This is a genomic window from Streptomyces sp. CWNU-52B (assembly GCF_047444975.1).
Lineage (GTDB): Bacteria > Actinomycetota > Actinomycetes > Streptomycetales > Streptomycetaceae > Streptomyces.
Genome location: NZ_JBLFJV010000005.1, coordinates 370,340 through 385,846, shown reverse-complemented (window position 1 = coordinate 385,846; position 15,507 = coordinate 370,340). Strand labels below are relative to the sequence as shown.

General features: G+C 71.9%; 11 protein-coding genes. 4 read left to right on the top strand and 7 right to left on the bottom strand.

Annotated elements, in window-relative coordinates; genetic code table 11:
* Positions 1–152 precede the first annotated feature (152 nt).
* From ACLVWQ_RS04550 to ACLVWQ_RS04525, 6 genes are all read right to left on the bottom strand, one after another.
* Positions 153–1,466, bottom strand: a complete 1,314-nt coding sequence (locus tag ACLVWQ_RS04550; RefSeq protein ID WP_414106835.1) for a hypothetical protein — start codon at positions 1,464–1,466, stop codon at positions 153–155.
* 105 nt (positions 1,467–1,571) lie between these two features.
* Positions 1,572–2,768, bottom strand: coding sequence for an MAB_1171c family putative transporter (locus tag ACLVWQ_RS04545; RefSeq protein ID WP_414106834.1), 1,197 nt, complete (start codon positions 2,766–2,768; stop codon positions 1,572–1,574).
* Between the two features lie 3 nt (positions 2,769–2,771).
* A complete protein-coding gene (locus ACLVWQ_RS04540; protein WP_414106833.1) occupies positions 2,772–3,311 on the bottom strand; it encodes a toxin-antitoxin system, toxin component in 540 nt (179 codons plus the stop codon).
* A gap of 650 nt (positions 3,312–3,961) precedes the next feature.
* Positions 3,962–5,971: a DUF1996 domain-containing protein gene (locus tag ACLVWQ_RS04535; protein ID WP_414106832.1), complete on the bottom strand. Its 2,010-nt coding sequence runs from the start codon at positions 5,969–5,971 to the stop codon at positions 3,962–3,964.
* 321 nt (positions 5,972–6,292) lie between these two features.
* Positions 6,293–7,495, bottom strand: a complete 1,203-nt coding sequence (locus ACLVWQ_RS04530) for a cytochrome P450 family protein (protein WP_414106831.1) — start codon at positions 7,493–7,495, stop codon at positions 6,293–6,295.
* A 138-nt stretch (positions 7,496–7,633) separates the two neighbouring features.
* Entirely contained in the window at positions 7,634–7,882 is a 249-nt protein-coding gene (locus ACLVWQ_RS04525) for a DUF6296 family protein (RefSeq protein WP_414106830.1), read from the bottom strand.
* Positions 7,883–8,187: 305 nt separating this feature from the next.
* On the opposite strand from ACLVWQ_RS04525, the gene ACLVWQ_RS04520 reads away from it, so the two are divergent.
* Positions 8,188–10,989, top strand: a complete 2,802-nt coding sequence (locus ACLVWQ_RS04520; protein ID WP_414106829.1) for a SpoIIE family protein phosphatase — start codon at positions 8,188–8,190, stop codon at positions 10,987–10,989.
* A 32-nt stretch (positions 10,990–11,021) separates the two neighbouring features.
* On the opposite strand, the gene ACLVWQ_RS04515 is transcribed toward ACLVWQ_RS04520, so the two are convergent.
* Positions 11,022–12,647, bottom strand: coding sequence for an MFS transporter (locus tag ACLVWQ_RS04515; protein WP_414106828.1), 1,626 nt, complete (start codon positions 12,645–12,647; stop codon positions 11,022–11,024).
* A 229-nt stretch (positions 12,648–12,876) separates the two neighbouring features.
* Here ACLVWQ_RS04515 and ACLVWQ_RS04510 point away from each other — a divergent pair, with 229 nt between their 5' ends.
* The 3 genes from ACLVWQ_RS04510 (at position 12,877) to ACLVWQ_RS04500 (ending at position 15,488) form a co-directional block, all read left to right on the top strand.
* The gene (locus ACLVWQ_RS04510; RefSeq protein WP_414106827.1) at positions 12,877–13,086 is read left to right on the top strand and encodes a heavy-metal-associated domain-containing protein; all 210 of its coding nucleotides are present in this window, start codon (positions 12,877–12,879) and stop codon (positions 13,084–13,086) included.
* A 138-nt stretch (positions 13,087–13,224) separates the two neighbouring features.
* A complete protein-coding gene (locus tag ACLVWQ_RS04505; protein WP_414106826.1) occupies positions 13,225–15,078 on the top strand; it encodes a hypothetical protein in 1,854 nt (617 codons plus the stop codon).
* The gene (locus ACLVWQ_RS04500) at positions 15,075–15,488 is read left to right on the top strand and encodes a hypothetical protein (RefSeq protein WP_414106825.1); all 414 of its coding nucleotides are present in this window, start codon (positions 15,075–15,077) and stop codon (positions 15,486–15,488) included. The genes ACLVWQ_RS04505 and ACLVWQ_RS04500 overlap by 4 nt, the downstream gene beginning before the upstream one ends.
* Positions 15,489–15,507 lie beyond the last annotated feature (19 nt).

Below are 15,507 nucleotides of genomic sequence, written 5' to 3'. Positions count from 1 at the left end.
GATCGAACCATGATCACTTCGGGAGACCGCTACGGCCCCCGTCTATCAACTGTGCTTGTCGGCACCATTGTTGAATGAGCGTCAGACCCGAGACTCTGCCATCCCGTTCGGCGCGGCGACAGCGGACAGGTGTCACCGCCACCCTCATCGCCTCAGCCGTGCCGCTCGTTCTGCCGGGCCGCCCGCTGCCGCGCCTCGGCGACGATCGGCGAGCAGGACAGGGCGCGGGCGAGCTGCACCATCAGGTGGGGCTGCTCGACGGACCGCAGCCGGCCCACGTCCGACGGGACCTCCGCGTCGGCGCCCGCGGCGACCCGTGCCCTGGCGGCGGCGAGCATGGCCGCCTCGGCGACGATCTCCGCGTGGTCGAGTGCCGCCCCCTCGCCCGGCACCTGCGCCCGCACGGCGAAGGCAGAGGCGGAGGCGGAGGCAGGAGCCGACGAAGACGGAGAGGAGGACGGAGCGGAGGACGCGGACACCGGAGAGGGGACCGCGACGGGTACGTGGACATCGGACCTGGCCGCCTGCGCGCGCACCGCCGAACGGGCCGCTCTGCCGACCTCGTTGTCCAGGTAGGGCGAGCACACCAGGACGCCGTCCAGGATGGTGATCTCCTGTTCCACCAGGCGCACCACCGGGAGATCCCACCAGTGGGTGTCGGCCACCGGTGCCCGCAGGTCGCGCATCTCCAGCCAGAGGGGCCGCAGGAGGCGGTACCGGCGCCAGGCGCGGAAGTTGTCCGCGGTGGAGGGTCCGACGCGCGGCAGCACGAACCCGGCGGCGACGGCGACGCCCGCCACCGCCACGAGGGGCGGCGAGACACTCGTGGAGAGGAAGTCCCAGTTGCGCCCGCTCCACCGGGCGCCGATGGCAAGGTACTTGGCTATCTGGTACGCCAGGTCGAACAGCACCCCGACGACGACCAGGGTCAGGCCTCGGCGGGTGAGGTCCCGTACCTTCCGCAGCCAGGCCAGGCACATGCCCGCGAGGGCGACGGTGGCCGCGGTGTGGGCCACCAGGTACAGCAGGATCATCTCCCGCATGTACGGCGTCCCGGCGTAGTACGTGTCCAGGTCCCGGGTCCGCTGCGCGGGCGCGTCGGCCAGTGCGAAGAGGGTGACGATCCCGACGACGACCAGTCCGTAGGCGCACACCACCAGCCGGCACCCGCGGGCCACCCGCTCGGGGCTGCCGCCTCGCCAGGCGATCATCAGGACGAGGTAGCAGGCGCTGAGCGCGGACATCCCCGAATAGACCAGCGGCGCCGAGAAGTTCGCGACGCCGGTGAGCGCGTTGACGACGCCGATGGTGGGTGGCGCGGACAGGATGCACACGACGGCGCCGATCAGCAGGACCGAGATGCTCGCGGCCATCAGCGGGTCGCGCCAGGACCCCCTCATGGCCGGCAGGTTGAAGCCGACGGTGGCGAGGAGGATCACACCGGGGATGTAGAAGACGACGTCCACGGCGTCACCGGCCTTCCGTGGCCGTGGCGGCCGGTACAGGGAGAGGGAGGGAGCGGGGTACCCGGTCAGTGATCCTGCGGGGCTGAACGATGGTGCGGAGGTGGTTCATGTGGGGGACTTCTCGCCGTCCTCGGCTGGGGAGGCGGCAGCGCTCCGGAGGGCCGCCGCGACGAAGGGGGACGTACGCAGCGCGACCGACACGTCCACCGGGGCGCCGCGCACCGCGCTGATCTCGGAGTGGTCGGGCGGGACACGGGAGCCGACGGGCAGGCCGCGGCGGACGGCCCGGACGGCGTCGGCGACCATCGCCGCGTGCCCGATCCGGGCGGCCTCGTCGTCGGTGTGACCCGCGGCGCTCGCCGCGCTCCGCGCGCGGCTGCGGACCGTGTCGTCGAACCACGGTGCCACGAGACTCAGTCCGTCCTGGACACCCGCCTCGCGCTGGGTGAGGCGGACCTGTGGTGACGAGTACCACGGGATGGACCCGGCGAGCGGCGTCCGGGGCGAGGCGCTGCCGAGCCGGCGCCGCAACGGGCCGAGCTTCCGGCAGGTCCTCGCCGCCCGCCAGTTCCAGACCACCCAGGGCCCCACCAGGGGCGCCAGGAATCCGACGGTGGCGCAGGGCGCGGACAGCGCGGACAGGAGGGGCGCCAGGGTCGTGCTGAGCACTCCCCAGTCCTGGCCGGCCCAGCGCGCGGCCACCGCGGCCAGTTTGAGGCCGCTGAAGGCGAGGTTCAGCAGCCAGCCCACGACGAGGATCCACAGGCCGGCCCGCAGCCACCCGCTGACCTGGAGCGCCCAGCGCCCGCACAGCACCGTCGTGACGAGTGCGGCGGTCATGTGCGCGACCAGGTACAGCACGATCATCTCGCGGATGAACGGGGTCGTGGCGTAGTAGGTGTCGAAGTCGGTGTGCCGGTCCACCGGGGCGTCACCGAGCGCGAAGAGGACCGCCAGCGCGACGACGACCAGGGCGTACCCGGCCTGCCAGCGTCGCGAGACACGCCGTACGTGCTCGGGCGGGCCCCCGCGCCAGTGGACGATGAGCAGCAGACAGGACGCGCTGAAGGCGCTGATGATGCCGTACACCAGCAGGCTGGAGAAGTTGGCGACGCCGGTCGCCTCGTTGACGGCGGCGATCGTGGGAGGGGCCGCGAAGAGGAAGCCGGCGCCGCCGAGGGCGATCACGAGACAGACGGACCGTACGAGCGGGTCGCGCCAGTCCTTCACCAGGCCCGGCAGCTTGACGGTGAGGCCGACCAGCGTGGCGACGGCCGGTATGTAGTAGTCGGAGGAGTCCACGGCTCAGACCTGTGGCCGGCGCTGTCCCAGTGACACACCGATGCGGCCGGCGATCCGGCCCCGGTCCACGGCCGTGCCGTCCGGTTCGCCCTCCAGCCAGACACGGAAGCGGGTGACCGCCAGCAGGCCGAACCGCTCGGCGTCCGCCTCCTCCCGCCGGTCGAACTCGGTACGGGCCGCCACCTTGCGTACCGGCTCCTGGAGTTCGGGCAGTTCGGCGCCGGTCGAGAGCATCCGGGCCGCCACCGCCTTGCCCACGACGTGGTTGCCGCAGTCTCCCTTGAGCATGTGCCAGACCTCGTGGAAGAAGATCGCCAACTGGTGCAGGGGCGTGGCCCGCTTGTCCACCACGATGAGATCGTAGGCGGGCAGGTCCAGCCAGAGTCCGCTGGCGGTCCGGTGCGGGAACTCCTCCTTCACGAGCCTGACCTCCCGGCCCCTCAGCTCGCTCACGGTCGTGATCAGCGCGGCGAACAGGACGTCGGGGTCCGTGGGCACGGGCAGTGTCAGCCCGTCGACCAGCTGACCGATCAGATTCCGCATCTCTCTGGCTCTGCCTGTGCGCACCGCTCTCCCCGTGAACCTCAGCACGGGCACCGTCACACGGCGTCCGCCGAATCCCACCCTGCCTGCCGTACACCCGGTCGAAGGCGTCGGGTGTTCGTGCGTGGGCCGGGTCCAGGGGCAGCGCCCTCGGTACCGGCCACGGCACGGGATCCAGCGCGCCCAACTCGGTAGGCAAATATGTCAAACGCGAGCCGTGTCGGCCACACCGGACGTGGAGAGGCGCCCGGAAAGCGGCGTTCCGAAATACGGAACAAACCCGATATGCACAGGTCTGCCGCTGGCTCATCCGTTGCGCTCGCCCCGGCGCGCCGCCGGACGGCGGGCCGTACGGCGCGTGCCGCGCCCGGCGGGACACCGGGTACGCCCGGCCGCCGTGGACGGCATCGTGCCTGCGTGCGGGGGTTGTGCCGCGGCCGCTTCGCCGCGTCGCGCGGGCTGTCCGGGCCTCGGCCCGGTGAAGTCGACACTTCCTCACACTTCAGGAAGGTCTCGATCCGGCCACTCGTCGGCCGGCGTAATTCTTCGGCCATTCGCGGTACGCGCGCGGAGCCGATGGCTGATTCACGCACTGAGGGCGGTCGGACCTGACGGTGCAGGTCCGACCGCCCTCGACAGGGTGGGTGCCGCTACTTCGACCTGGCGGCGATCCGCCGCAGGAGTACGAAGCCGGCGATCACCAGCAGGCCGCCGGCCGCGGCCGGCCACAGGCTCGTACCGGTCTCCGCGAGTCCACCGGTGACCGTCTGCGTCTCGGTCACCCCGCCCGCGTCCGAGGGTTCGGGACCGGGCACGGCGTCGGCCGTGTCCGAACCGCCGGCCGCACCGGCCGCGTCGCTCCGGACCGCCGAGGGAGAGGTGGCCGCCTTGGGCTCCGTCTTGCCCTTGCCCTCGTCGGCCTGGTCGCCCTTGCCCTTGTCCGCGCCGTCGGCCGCCCCGGTCTGCTGGGTGCTGCTGACCGTGGGCTCCGGCTTGTCCTCGTCGCCGTTGTCCGCCGGGGCGTCGGTCTGGCCGTCGTCCCCTGCCTGGTCGTCGCCGCCGGGCTGCTCGGTCCCGGGCTGGTCGTCGCCGTCCGTCGGGTCCGGGGAGGGCGCCGGCGGGTCGGTCGGCTCCTCGCCGCCTCCGTTGCCGCCACCGCCGTTGCCGCCGCCGTTGTCGCCGTCACCGGCCCCGTCGTCCGTGGAGTCGCACTTGCGGCCCTCGTTGATGCAGTCCACCATCTCGCCCATCAGCGCCTCGTCGAAGACGTTGATGAAGTCACCGTGGTCGGTGACCGGCTTGTGGAGCTGCTCGGGGAAGGAGTCGACCGCGAACAGGGGCTTCGTCTTGCCGCCGTCGGCCACGCTGGGCGCGTCGATGTCGTACACGATGCGCTGGACCAGCTGCGGGATGGCACGGAACTCGGCCGGGCAGGCGCCGTCGGCGTCGACGAAGGCCATGTGGGTGCGGTGGTTGGCGCTGTCGATGTTCCGGCCGTCCCAGCAGCTCTGGAACTTGAAGGTGCGCACCACGTCACTGCCCTGGGGGCAGAGGGGGTACTTGTCCTTCAGCTGCCGGTCCTCGAAGCCGGTGCAGCTCCACGACGCGTTGGCGTTGGCCGGACCGTTGACGAACGACTTGGCGTCGCCGGTGATGATGCGCAGCAGCTTCGGCATGGCCGTGACCTCGCCGCGCGGGTTGCCCACGAACGTCAGCGTGACCTGCTCGGGCGTGACGATCTCACCGGCGTTGCCCTCGATGCCGCCGCCGGGAGAGGCCGCGTCCTTCTCGTCGGTGCCGTTCTGCAGCCGCACCACGGGCCAGTAGTACGAGGACTTGTCGCCCTCGTTCGCACAGCTCGTCTCGGCGGCGGCCAGGTCCTCGTCGCTCACGAAGGCGTCGTTGGACTGGTTGCCGACGTAGTCGTGGAAGTGGTGGGCGCCGTTGCTGACACCGGGAGCCGCGATCACGTTGTCGGAGTTGAACAGCCCCTCGGCGTTCACACCGCAGCTGGTCGTGAAGGTCCCCTTGGAGGCGCCGCCCTGGGCGCTCGGCTTCGACACGTTCGGCTGGACGCTCTTGATGTCCACGAAGTCCGCGGCCACGGGGCCGTTCCCGGTCTGGCCGCCGTTGCCGCCCTGCTGGTCGCCCTGGCCGGCGCCCTGGTCCTGGCCGTCCTGGTCGCCCGCGTCGCCGTTGCCCGCGTCGCCCTGGCCGTCGCCGTCCTCCTCGCCGTCCTGCCCGTTCTCCGGCTGGTCCTGGTTGCCGGAGGCCCGAAGGATGCAGGGCGCGAAGGCGTCAAGACCCTCGGGGCGGTCGCCCGCCGCGTCGACGGCGGCCACGATCCGCTCGATCGTCGCCGCTCGCTTGTCCTTGAGCGGGTTCATGATCGAGTTGTCGGCGAAGGCCGCGTCCTGCTTGATCGCCTCCGCGGAACTCTGCAGTCGCTGATACGCCTCGGCGATCTGCTTGTCCAGGAGGGCGAGCTCCTTGTCGACCTGTGTCCTGGCCTCGTCCGGAACCGCCGCCAGTTCGCTGCCGACATCCGGGCAGTCGATCGTGGCGGCGCCGGAGGCCAGGACCTGGTTGGTCCCACCCGAGGTGCTCTCGGAAGCCGTGGCATAGACGTTCGCCGCTACCAGCCCACCTCCTCCCAGCATCAGCGCGACCGCCCCTATGGTCGCGCGTCGTGCGCCTGTTGGGCGTCTGCGCGTGTTGCGTGCCAAGGATCTACTCCTACGCTTCTGTTGCCGACCGGCATGGCAATCCCCCGCCTCATACGGAGATGAAGCTCCGAGTGTTCAAACGTGTCTCGGATTCATAGAAACCTCTCACGAACCACACGTTTGCGAGGCCCGTGTCCGGGCAATCACGTTTTCCCGCCGTCTGGTCGGGGACGTGACGGTCCGACGCACTCTGCGGTACCCGACTGGCGCCGTTTCCACCGGTTCACGACGACCGGACCCGCGCACGCGGACGCGTCACCAGCGCACCGGCAGCTCCCGTACGCCCCGGATCAGCAGCCCGGGGATCCACGACAGCCCGGTCTCGTCCATGTCCAGCGCGAGGTCCGGGCAGCGTTCCAGGAGCGTACGGACCGCGATGCGGCCCTCCAGCCGGGCCAGCGGGGCTCCCAGGCAGTAGTGCAGGCCGTGGCCGAAGGCGATGTGGCCGCGGGCGTCGCGCCGGATGTCGAAACGGTCGGGCTGTTGGAAGCGCTCGACGTCACGGTCGGCGTCGGCCATGGCGATCAGCACGGTGGAGCCCGCCGGGACGGTCACCCCGCCCATCTCCACGTCCGTCAGGGCGAGCCGCTGCGTGCAGGTCTCCACCGGGCCGTCGTAGCGCAGCATCTCCTCGACCGCTCCGTCCAGGAGACCCATGTCGGCGCGCAGGTCCGCGAGTTGGTCGGGGTGTGTGAGCAGGGCCCGCATGCCGTTGCTGATCAGGTTGACCGTCGTCTCGTGGCCGGCGATGAGCAACAGGACACAGATGCCGATGAGTTCGGGCGGGGAGAACCGGTCACCGTCCTCGCCCCCGGTGTGGATCATCGCGCTCAGCAGATCCTCGGCAGGCCGCGCCCGCTTGGCCTCGACCAGCTCGGCGAGGTAGACCGGCATCTCCGCGTAGGCGCGCGCCAACGCCTCCGCACTCGTATGGGCCACCATCTCGTTGGACCAGCGGTGGAAGGTGTCCCGGTCGCCCACGGGCACGCCCAGCAGCTCGCAGATGACGGTCATCGGCAGCGGGAACGCGAAGGAGGCGATCAGGTCGGCGCGCCGCTTGCGGGCCGCCAGCATCGTGTCCAGCAACTCGTCCGCGATCTGCTGGACGCGCGGGGCCAGGGCCTCGACCCGGCGCGGTGTGAACTCCTTGGCCACCAGACGCCGCAGCCGGGTGTGGTCCGGCGGGTCGGCCATCAGCATGTGGGCGACCGGCTCGTCCTCCGCGGGTTCGACGATCCGCCCCATGGTCCCGGCCCTGCGCCAGTCCCGGCTCAGCCGCGGATCGGTGAAGGCGCTGCGGGACGCCTCATGGCCGACGACGAGCCACACCTGCTTGCCCTCGGGATCGAGCACCTGGTGCACGGGGCCCGCCGCCCGGAGCCCGGCGTAGACGGGGTAGGGGTCGCGGGTGAAGTCCCCGCCGAGCTCCCGCAGATCGACAACAGGCACTGCCCTCATGACGTCCCCCAGATCACTCGCCGAACGGCACGCTAACCCGGCCGCCACCATCGGGCCAACGGGTTGTTCGGACACGTACGCCTCACCCTCGTACGTGTGTCACCGGTGCCCCGGTCCGAGGCACCGGCCGGGGCGCGTTCAGGGCAGTGGCTCGGCGGAGGGCGGCCCGAGTGTCTGGTGGCCTCCGGTGGCCAGCATCCGCACCTCCCCCGCCCGGCTGATCTCGGCGCGGAGGATCCCGGTGGGATCGCAGTACACGGGGTTGCCTCCCGGCCCCAGGGAGGTGGTCCGCTCGACGACCACCTCGTCCGTGACGACGTCGGCGTCGGTGCCGGGGTCCGGCCGCCCGTGGGTGAAGGTCAGCCGGTAGCGGTGCGGGGTGTGCATGACGGCCTCCGTGCGCGCTCCGGCGCGGGATCGGGCGAACGCGACCACTTCCCTTTCATGATGCGACCGGATCGCGCCGGCGGCAGAGCGGCCCCGCTCCTGACCGACCGTTCGGGCGCGCCCCTCCGGGGGTCCTCCTCGGGCCTTCCGTGCCGGGTCTCCCGCCTCCGGCCCCGCCCGGGGCCCGCTCCGACCCGCTTACGACCGGTTTTTGCCATCGGCCTGAACCAGACGGGTCCGACGCGTGCCCGCCACACCAGGGGTGCCCCTCGCCTCCTGACCCCCGGCAGTGTAGACATGAGCACATGGTCCGACTTTTGGGTCGATCCTGGGCCCGGTCGACCTCCCGCCTCGCCGCCCTGCGCGCACGCCGCGGACGTGACCGCCCCCGTCGAGCGGACGGGCGGCGGACGCAGGAGCCGCCGCACCTGCCTCCCGGCCGACGAGGCGCCCGCAAGGGCGGCTCCTGGCGCGGTTCCGCGGGAGCCCGGTCGGCGCTCGGCGGACGCAGCCTCGCGGGCCAGGTCTTCGTCCTGCAGGTGGCGATCGTACTGCTGCTCGTGGTGGCCGCGGTCGGCGCGCTCGTCCTCCAGGTGCGCCACGACAGCTCGGAGGAGGCACGCAACCGCTCCCTGGCCGTCGCCGAGACGTTCGCCAACGCTCCGGGCACCCGGGAGGCGCTGCGGAGCCCCGATCCCACGGCGGTGCTCCAGCCGCGCGCCGAGGCCGCCCGTGCGCAGTCCAAGGTCGACTTCATCGTCGTGATGAACACCGACGGCATCCGCTACACCCACCCCAAGCCGGACCGCATCGGCAAGAAGTTCGTCGGGACCATCGCCCCCGCGCTGGCCGGTGAGTCCGTCACCGAGGACATCACCGGGACCCTCGGACCGCTGGTGCAGGCCGTGGTGCCCGTCAAGGCGGACGACGGCTCGGTCGTGGGCCTGGTGTCGGCGGGCATCACCACCGCGAAGGTGGGCGGTGTCGGCAACCGTCAGCTGCCGCTCCTGCTGGCCGCCGCGGTCGGCGCGATGGTCCTGGCCCTGCTGGGCACCGGACTGGTGAGCAGGCGGCTGCTCCGGCAGACCCACGGCCTGGGACCGTTCGAGATGACCCGGATGTACGAGCACCACGACGCGGTGCTGCACGCCGTCCGCGAGGGCGTGCTCATCGTCGACGGCGAGGGTCGGCTGCTGCTCGCCAACGACGAGGCCCACCGGCTGCTGGACCTTCCCCAGGACGCCGAGGGCCACCATGCCCTCGAACTCGGCCTCGACGCGGACACCGCCGGGCTGCTGGCCTCGGGACAGGTCGTCAACGACGAGGTGCGCCTGGTCGGGGACCGGCTGCTGGCGATCAACCAACGGCCCACGGACCTCAAGGGCGGGCCCGCGGGCAGTGTCGCCACCCTGCGCGACTCGACCGAGCTGCGCGCGCTGTCCGGCCGGGCCGAGGTGGCCCGCGAGCACCTCAAGCTCCTGTACGACGCCGGGGTGGGCATCGGTACGACCCTGGACGTCACCCGTACCGCCGAGGAGCTGGCGGAGGTGGCCGTCCCGCGCTTCGCGGACTTCGTCTCGGTGGATCTGGCCGAGGCCGTGCTGAGCGGGGAGGAGCCGGACTCGGGCACCGCGCTCGTCCGTACCGCGTTCGACGGGATCCGCAAGGACGCGCCGCTGTATCCGACGGGCGAGCGGATCGGGTTCGTCGCCTCCACGCCGCAGGCGCACAGCCTCGGCACCGGCGAGGCCGTGGTCGCACCGCGCCTCCAGGACGCCGACGGCTGGCGCGCCCAGGACCCCGAGCACACCGCGCGGATCCTGGAGTACGGAATCCACTCGCTGATCACGGTCCCCCTGCGGGCGGGCCACCTGATGATGGGCGTGGCGAACTTCTGGCGCTCGGAGAAGGCCGAGCCGTTCGACTCGGAGGAGCTGGCCCTCGCCGAGGAACTGGTCGCACGGGCCGCGGTCTCCATCGACAACGCGCGCCGCTACACGCGCGAGCACACTATGGCGGAGACCCTTCAGCGCAGTCTGCTGCCCCGCAACCTGCCCGAGCAGAGCGCCCTGGACATCGCCTACCGCTATCTTCCCGCCCAGGCCGGGGTGGGCGGCGACTGGTTCGACGTACTGCCGCTGTCCGGCGCCCGGGTCGCCCTGGTCGTGGGCGACGTCGTGGGCCACGGGCTGCACGCGGCGGCCACGATGGGCCGGCTGCGGACCGCGGTCCACAACTTCTCCGCGCTGGACCTGCCGCCCGACGAGCTGCTGGGGCTCCTCGACGAACTGGTCGCCCGTATCGACCAGGACGAGGCGACGGACGACGGCAGCGCCGCGATCACCGGTGCCACCTGTCTGTACGCCGTCTACGACCCGGCCTCCCGCAGGTGCACCGTGGCACGGGCCGGCCACCCGCCGCCCGCGGTGGTCCACCCGGACGGCAGCGTCACCTTCCCCGAGGTGCCCGTCGGGGTGCCGCTCGGGGTCGGCGGCCTCCCCTTCGAGACGGCCGAGCTGGAACTGGCGGAGGGCAGCAGGCTGGTCCTCTACACGGACGGGCTCATCGAGGACCGGGGCCGGGACATCGACGTCGGTCTCGAACTCCTGCGCACCGCCCTGACCGGGGCCGACCGGTCCCCCAGGGACACCTGCCAGGCCGTCCTGGACGCGCTGCTCCCGCCCCGGCCGAGCGACGACATCGCCCTGATCGTCGCGGGCACCCGCGCGCTGGACGCCGACCGCATCGCCGAGTGGCAGGTGCCGTCCGACCCGTCGGCCGTCGGCGAGGTACGGGCCTCGGTCACCCGGCAGCTGACGGAGTGGGACCTGGACGACATGGCGTTCACGACGGAGCTGATCCTCAGCGAGCTGGTCACCAACGCGATCCGGTACGGCACCGGCCCGATCAAGGTCCGTATGCTCCTCGACCGCACGCTGATCTGTGAGGTCTTCGACGGCAGCAACACGTCGCCGCATCTGCGGTACGCGGCGACGACGGACGAGGGCGGCCGCGGCCTGTTCCTCGTCGCGCAGCTCACCGACCGCTGGGGCACCCGCTACACGCCCGCGGGCAAGGTCATCTGGACGGAACAGCCGCTCCCCTGAGCCGAACGGGGGCCGAGCGGGTGCCGGACGGCTCAGCCGTGGCCGGGTGGGCCGCCCGGACCCTCCCGAGGGGGAGGCTTCGACAGGTCCGGAGCCGTCCTGTCCCCGGCGGGTACGGCCGGCGCGGCGCCGTTGCCCTGGAGCCGCTCCAGGTCGCCGGGGCGTACCTGGATGACGAGCAGGGCGACCAGGGCCGCGAAGACGGCGAAGACGGCGGCGACCACGAAGGCGTGCGAGATGCCGGACGTCAGCACCTGGTCGCTCCACGGCTTCGGGAGCGCGCCGGTCCTGCGGAACTGCAGACGCTGTGCGTCGGTCGCCTCCGCCATGAACCGGCGCACCTGGCCGGTGGCCTCGTCACGACTGGCCGTGCCGAAGACGGTGACCAGGACGGACAGGCCGAGCGAACCGCCGACCTGCTGGGTCGCGTTGAGGATCCCGGAGGCCGCTCCCGAGTCCTGCGGGGCGACGCCCGACACCGCCATCAGCGTCAGGGACACGAAGTTCAGTCCCATGCCGAAGCCGAAGACCAGCATGGGTCCGAGGATGCTGCCCGCGTACGTGCTGTCGACCTCGGTCAGGGTCAGCCAGCCGAGTCCGACGGCCGACAGGATCGCGCCCACCGTCATGAACGGCTTGGGGCCCCACTTCGGCAGCAGCTGCGAGGCGAGGCCGGCGCCCACCGCGATGATGGCGCTGACCGGCAGGAAGGCGAGGCCGGCCCGCAGGGGGCTGAAGCCGAGGACGTTCTGCACGAAGAGCGTCAGGAAGAAGAACATGCCGAACATCGCCGCGGCCAGGCTCAGCATCATCGCGTAGACGCCGGCGCGGTTGCGGTCGCGGAACATCCACAGCGGTGTGATGGGCTGCTTCGAGCGGCGCTCGACGAGGATGAACGCCACGAGGAACACGACCGCCGCCACGAAGGCCCCCAAGGTCGGGCCGTCGCTCCAGCCGTCCTCCGAGGCGCGGATGAACCCGTAGACGAGCAGCACCATGCCCGCGGTGGACGTGAACGCGCCGAGGACGTCGAAGTGGCCCGGCATGCGCTCGGACTCCCGGATGAAGCGGGGTGCCGCGAGCGCGATCAGCAGGCCGATGGGGATATTGACGTACAGCACCCAGCGCCAGTCGAGCCACTCCACGAGCAGGCCGCCCGCGAGCAGGCCGATCGCGCTGCCGCCGGCCGAGACCGCGGCGAACACACCGAACGCCCGGTTCCGCTCGGGTCCTTCACGGAAGGTCGTGGTGATCAGTGACAGGGCCGTCGGGGAGGCGATGGCGCCGCCGACGCCCTGCAGCGCACGCGCCGCGAGCAGCTGCCAGGACTCCTGGGAGAGCCCGCCGAGCAGCGAGGCCAGCACGAAGAGGAGTACGCCGAAGACGAAGACCCTGCGGCGGCCGAGGATGTCGCCCAGCCGGCCGCCGAGCAGGAGCAGACCGCCGAAGGTCAGCGTGTAGGCGTTGACCACCCACGACAGGTTCTCGGTCGAGAAGCCGAGCGACTTCTGGATGTGCGGGAGGGCGATGTTCACGATGGTGATGTCGAGGACCACCATCAGCTGGCACGAGGCGATGACGAGGAGCGCGATCCCGCTGCCGTGGCCCCGCTCCGGGGACTTGGCAGTGTCGGAGGCGTTCATGTGAGAGCCCGTCATCGGATTGCCTGTGCTCCGCTGGGTGTCCTGGCGGCGTCCGGCTCCGGACGACCGCTCTACCGACGTTAGCCCCGCGCTCCCGACCCCACCAGTCGATCATCGGGCCCGGTGCGTGGGGTGCCCGAAGCACCCGGGGATCTTGCTGAACAGCCCTGCCGGTGGGCGCGTATGTCTTCCCGGAGCCGCTCCCACTGCATGTGTGCGCATGCCGGGAAGAGACGAGGAATCAATGACCGAACAGCGCTACCACGTCATGGGCATGACCTGCGGCCGCTGTGCCGACAAGCTCGAGTCCGAGGTCGGCGACGTCCTCGGCGTGCACCACGTGCACGTCGACGTCGGCACCGGGGCGGTGACCGTGACGGGTGAGGCGTTCGACGGGTCGAAGGTCTGTGCCGCCATCACGGCGGCCGGTTTCGAGGTCGCCGCCGTGCTCTGACACCGGCCTGTCCAGCGGAAGAGCAGCCTTTCACCCTAACGAAGGGCGCATACGGTTCGGCCGGGCGAGCCGCGTTCCGTGTCCACTAGCTTCCGTCTCCTGCGCACCAGGACCGCGCAGCAGGGACAGAGGAGCGACGTGGCCGGAGTGAGCCTCCCGGAACATCCGTACAGCCGCACGGAGGCGACCCGGCTGCTGTGCGCCGGCACCTACCAGGACGCCGTCTTCCGCCGGCGGGTCATCGACGAACTGGTGGTCCACCGGGAGCGTCCCGTGGCCCCGCCGCTGGGGGTCGACATCCTGCCCGTGCTGGCGCACGCCGTGCGGGCCACCCGGCAGGAGTCCCGTACGGCCGCGCTGATGCTGGCCGCCTGGCTCGGGTTCCTGCTGTCCGACGTGGTGATGTTCTGGGACAGCGTCGCCGACCGGTGGGGCGACGGCGTCGATGTCGGCCTCGGTGACGTGTTCACCGCGTTCTACCTGGGAGACGACCGGCTGACCGCCGGGCTGCCCCTGCCGTGGTCGCAGTTCTACGCGTTCGTCGCCGCCGGCCTGTGGGGCGCCCGCTTCCTGAGCGCGCGGAGCGCCGAGAGCCGCCTGCCGGGCCTGCCCGAGCCGATCGCCAAGATGGCCGGGGGCCTCGGGCGCACCGTGACCGTGGCGGCGGTGCTGTTCGCGCTCTTCTACTGGTACTGGTACGTCGCCGGGGTGCTGAGGGGCGACGTACAGACGCCCTATCCACTGCTGTTTCCGCTGCTCATCGCGTTGATCGCCTGGTGGCACCAGGCAGCGGGGCGCCGGGCCCTGTGCCGCTGGCTGTCGCGCTGGACGTTCCCGGCGGCCACTCAGCCGGACCTGCCTGCGAGGTCGTCGTACGAAAGCCTGGTGAGCGTCGTCCAGCGTGAGCAGACGGCCGCGTTGACCCTCTACGAGCCGGACAGTCCGTTCGTCGGGATGGGCACGCCGCGACGGCCCTGGTCCTTCGCGATGGAACTGCGCAAGCGCTCCACCGCGCCGGCCGGGCCCGACGCCCCGGACGCCGCCTCCTCCACCCCCTCCCCCAACGGCTCCCCCGTGCCGCGCCAGAAGCACGGTCCGCTCACCGCAGAGGCCGCGCTCGCCCTGATCGAGCCGCAGTTGGTGCGGCTGCGCGAGTCCGCCGCGCTCACCGGGAAGGACCGGCTGCGCGAGCTGGAGATCGACCGCTTCGTCTATCTGCCGGGCGGCGTCGGCCGCGACGAGGAACTGCACCTGGGCGGCAGCCCCGACGTGCACGCCCTGCAGGCGGACGAACGGCGCGACCGTGACGGCCTGTCCGTCTACGACCCCGCGCAGGTCGCCGCCCATCTGGCCCAGGCCGTCGAGGAGGGCGGCGAGGGGCGACGCGTCTTCCTGCGGGTGCGCGTCGGTGCCTGGCACGAGCAGGTCGTGGTGACCGTCCTGGTCCGGGTGCACACCCAGGGCGGCATGCTCGTGCTGGAGGTCGTCCCGTACGTGCTCGGCCCGGTCCGCCAGGACTTCAGGGAGGTGGACGCCCTCGTGGACCGGCTGCCCGAGACCTGGGTGCGCGGTGCCCTGCGCGCCCTGGGCCATGGACCCGCGACCGGCGTGGAGACCGCTGTCGGCGCGCTCAGGACGATCGTCAGGGAGATCGTCGTCGCCTGGTCCGATCGCGAGGCCACCCCCGACGTGCCCCGCGTCTCACTGCGTCAGCTGGCGAGCACGGCCCCGCTGTCGCCGTACCAGGAGATGGACGTCGCCCGGTACATCAAGACGGTCCAGGAGCGCATCGTGAACGGCGTCCGCCAGGCCCTCCAGTCCCACGGCTACCAGACCGACCAGTTCGAGCAGCACGTCTACCAGCTCAGCGGCGGCAGCGTCTTCATCCAGGACATGTCCGGCGGCGCCGTCGCCACGGGCAGCAACGGCACCGCGACCGCCCACACCACCGCCCCCGCACCGGCGCACGGAACCCGAGGAACCACCGCATGAACGACACAGGACAGCCCACCCCCGGCAATCCCGCGCAGGACGGCGGGGCCGGCAGCGTGCACATCGGCTCCATGAGCGGCGGTTCGATCGCCACCGGTGACCACGGGCACGCCACGTCCGTCAACCACACGGCGGCCGGCCAGGACCCGCGGATCGAAGAGCTGCTCCAGGCGATCCGCGCCCTGCGCGAGGCCCTGCCGACCCGGAACCCCAGCGCCGAGGACACGACCCTCGACGGCGAACTGGCCGACGCGGAGGCGGAGATCGTCCGCGCCGGAGCGGCTCCGCCGGAGCGCCTCACCCGGCTGCTGGTCGGCGTACGGGGCTGGCTGGGATCACAGGCCGCGGCCGCGGGGGCCGTCGCCTCGGCCACCGCCGTCGTCCAGGGCATCGCCCAGCTCCTCGGATGACCGGCACGACGGCGGGGGA

Excerpts from the sequence above, each read along its gene's own strand:
- ACLVWQ_RS04540 (WP_414106833.1), bottom strand. The coding sequence starts at position 3,311 with ATGCGGAATCTGATCGGTCAGCTGGTCGACGGGCTGACACTGCCCGTG.
- ACLVWQ_RS04535 (WP_414106832.1), bottom strand. The coding sequence starts at position 5,971 with ATGCTGGGAGGAGGTGGGCTGGTAGCGGCGAACGTCTATGCCACGGCT.
- ACLVWQ_RS04530 (WP_414106831.1), bottom strand. The coding sequence starts at position 7,495 with ATGAGGGCAGTGCCTGTTGTCGATCTGCGGGAGCTCGGCGGGGACTTC.
- ACLVWQ_RS04525 (WP_414106830.1), bottom strand. The coding sequence starts at position 7,882 with ATGCACACCCCGCACCGCTACCGGCTGACCTTCACCCACGGGCGGCCG.
- ACLVWQ_RS04520 (WP_414106829.1), top strand. The coding sequence starts at position 8,188 with ATGGTCCGACTTTTGGGTCGATCCTGGGCCCGGTCGACCTCCCGCCTC.
- ACLVWQ_RS04515 (WP_414106828.1), bottom strand. The coding sequence starts at position 12,647 with ATGACGGGCTCTCACATGAACGCCTCCGACACTGCCAAGTCCCCGGAG.
- ACLVWQ_RS04510 (WP_414106827.1), top strand. The coding sequence starts at position 12,877 with ATGACCGAACAGCGCTACCACGTCATGGGCATGACCTGCGGCCGCTGT.
- ACLVWQ_RS04500 (WP_414106825.1), top strand. The coding sequence starts at position 15,075 with ATGAACGACACAGGACAGCCCACCCCCGGCAATCCCGCGCAGGACGGC.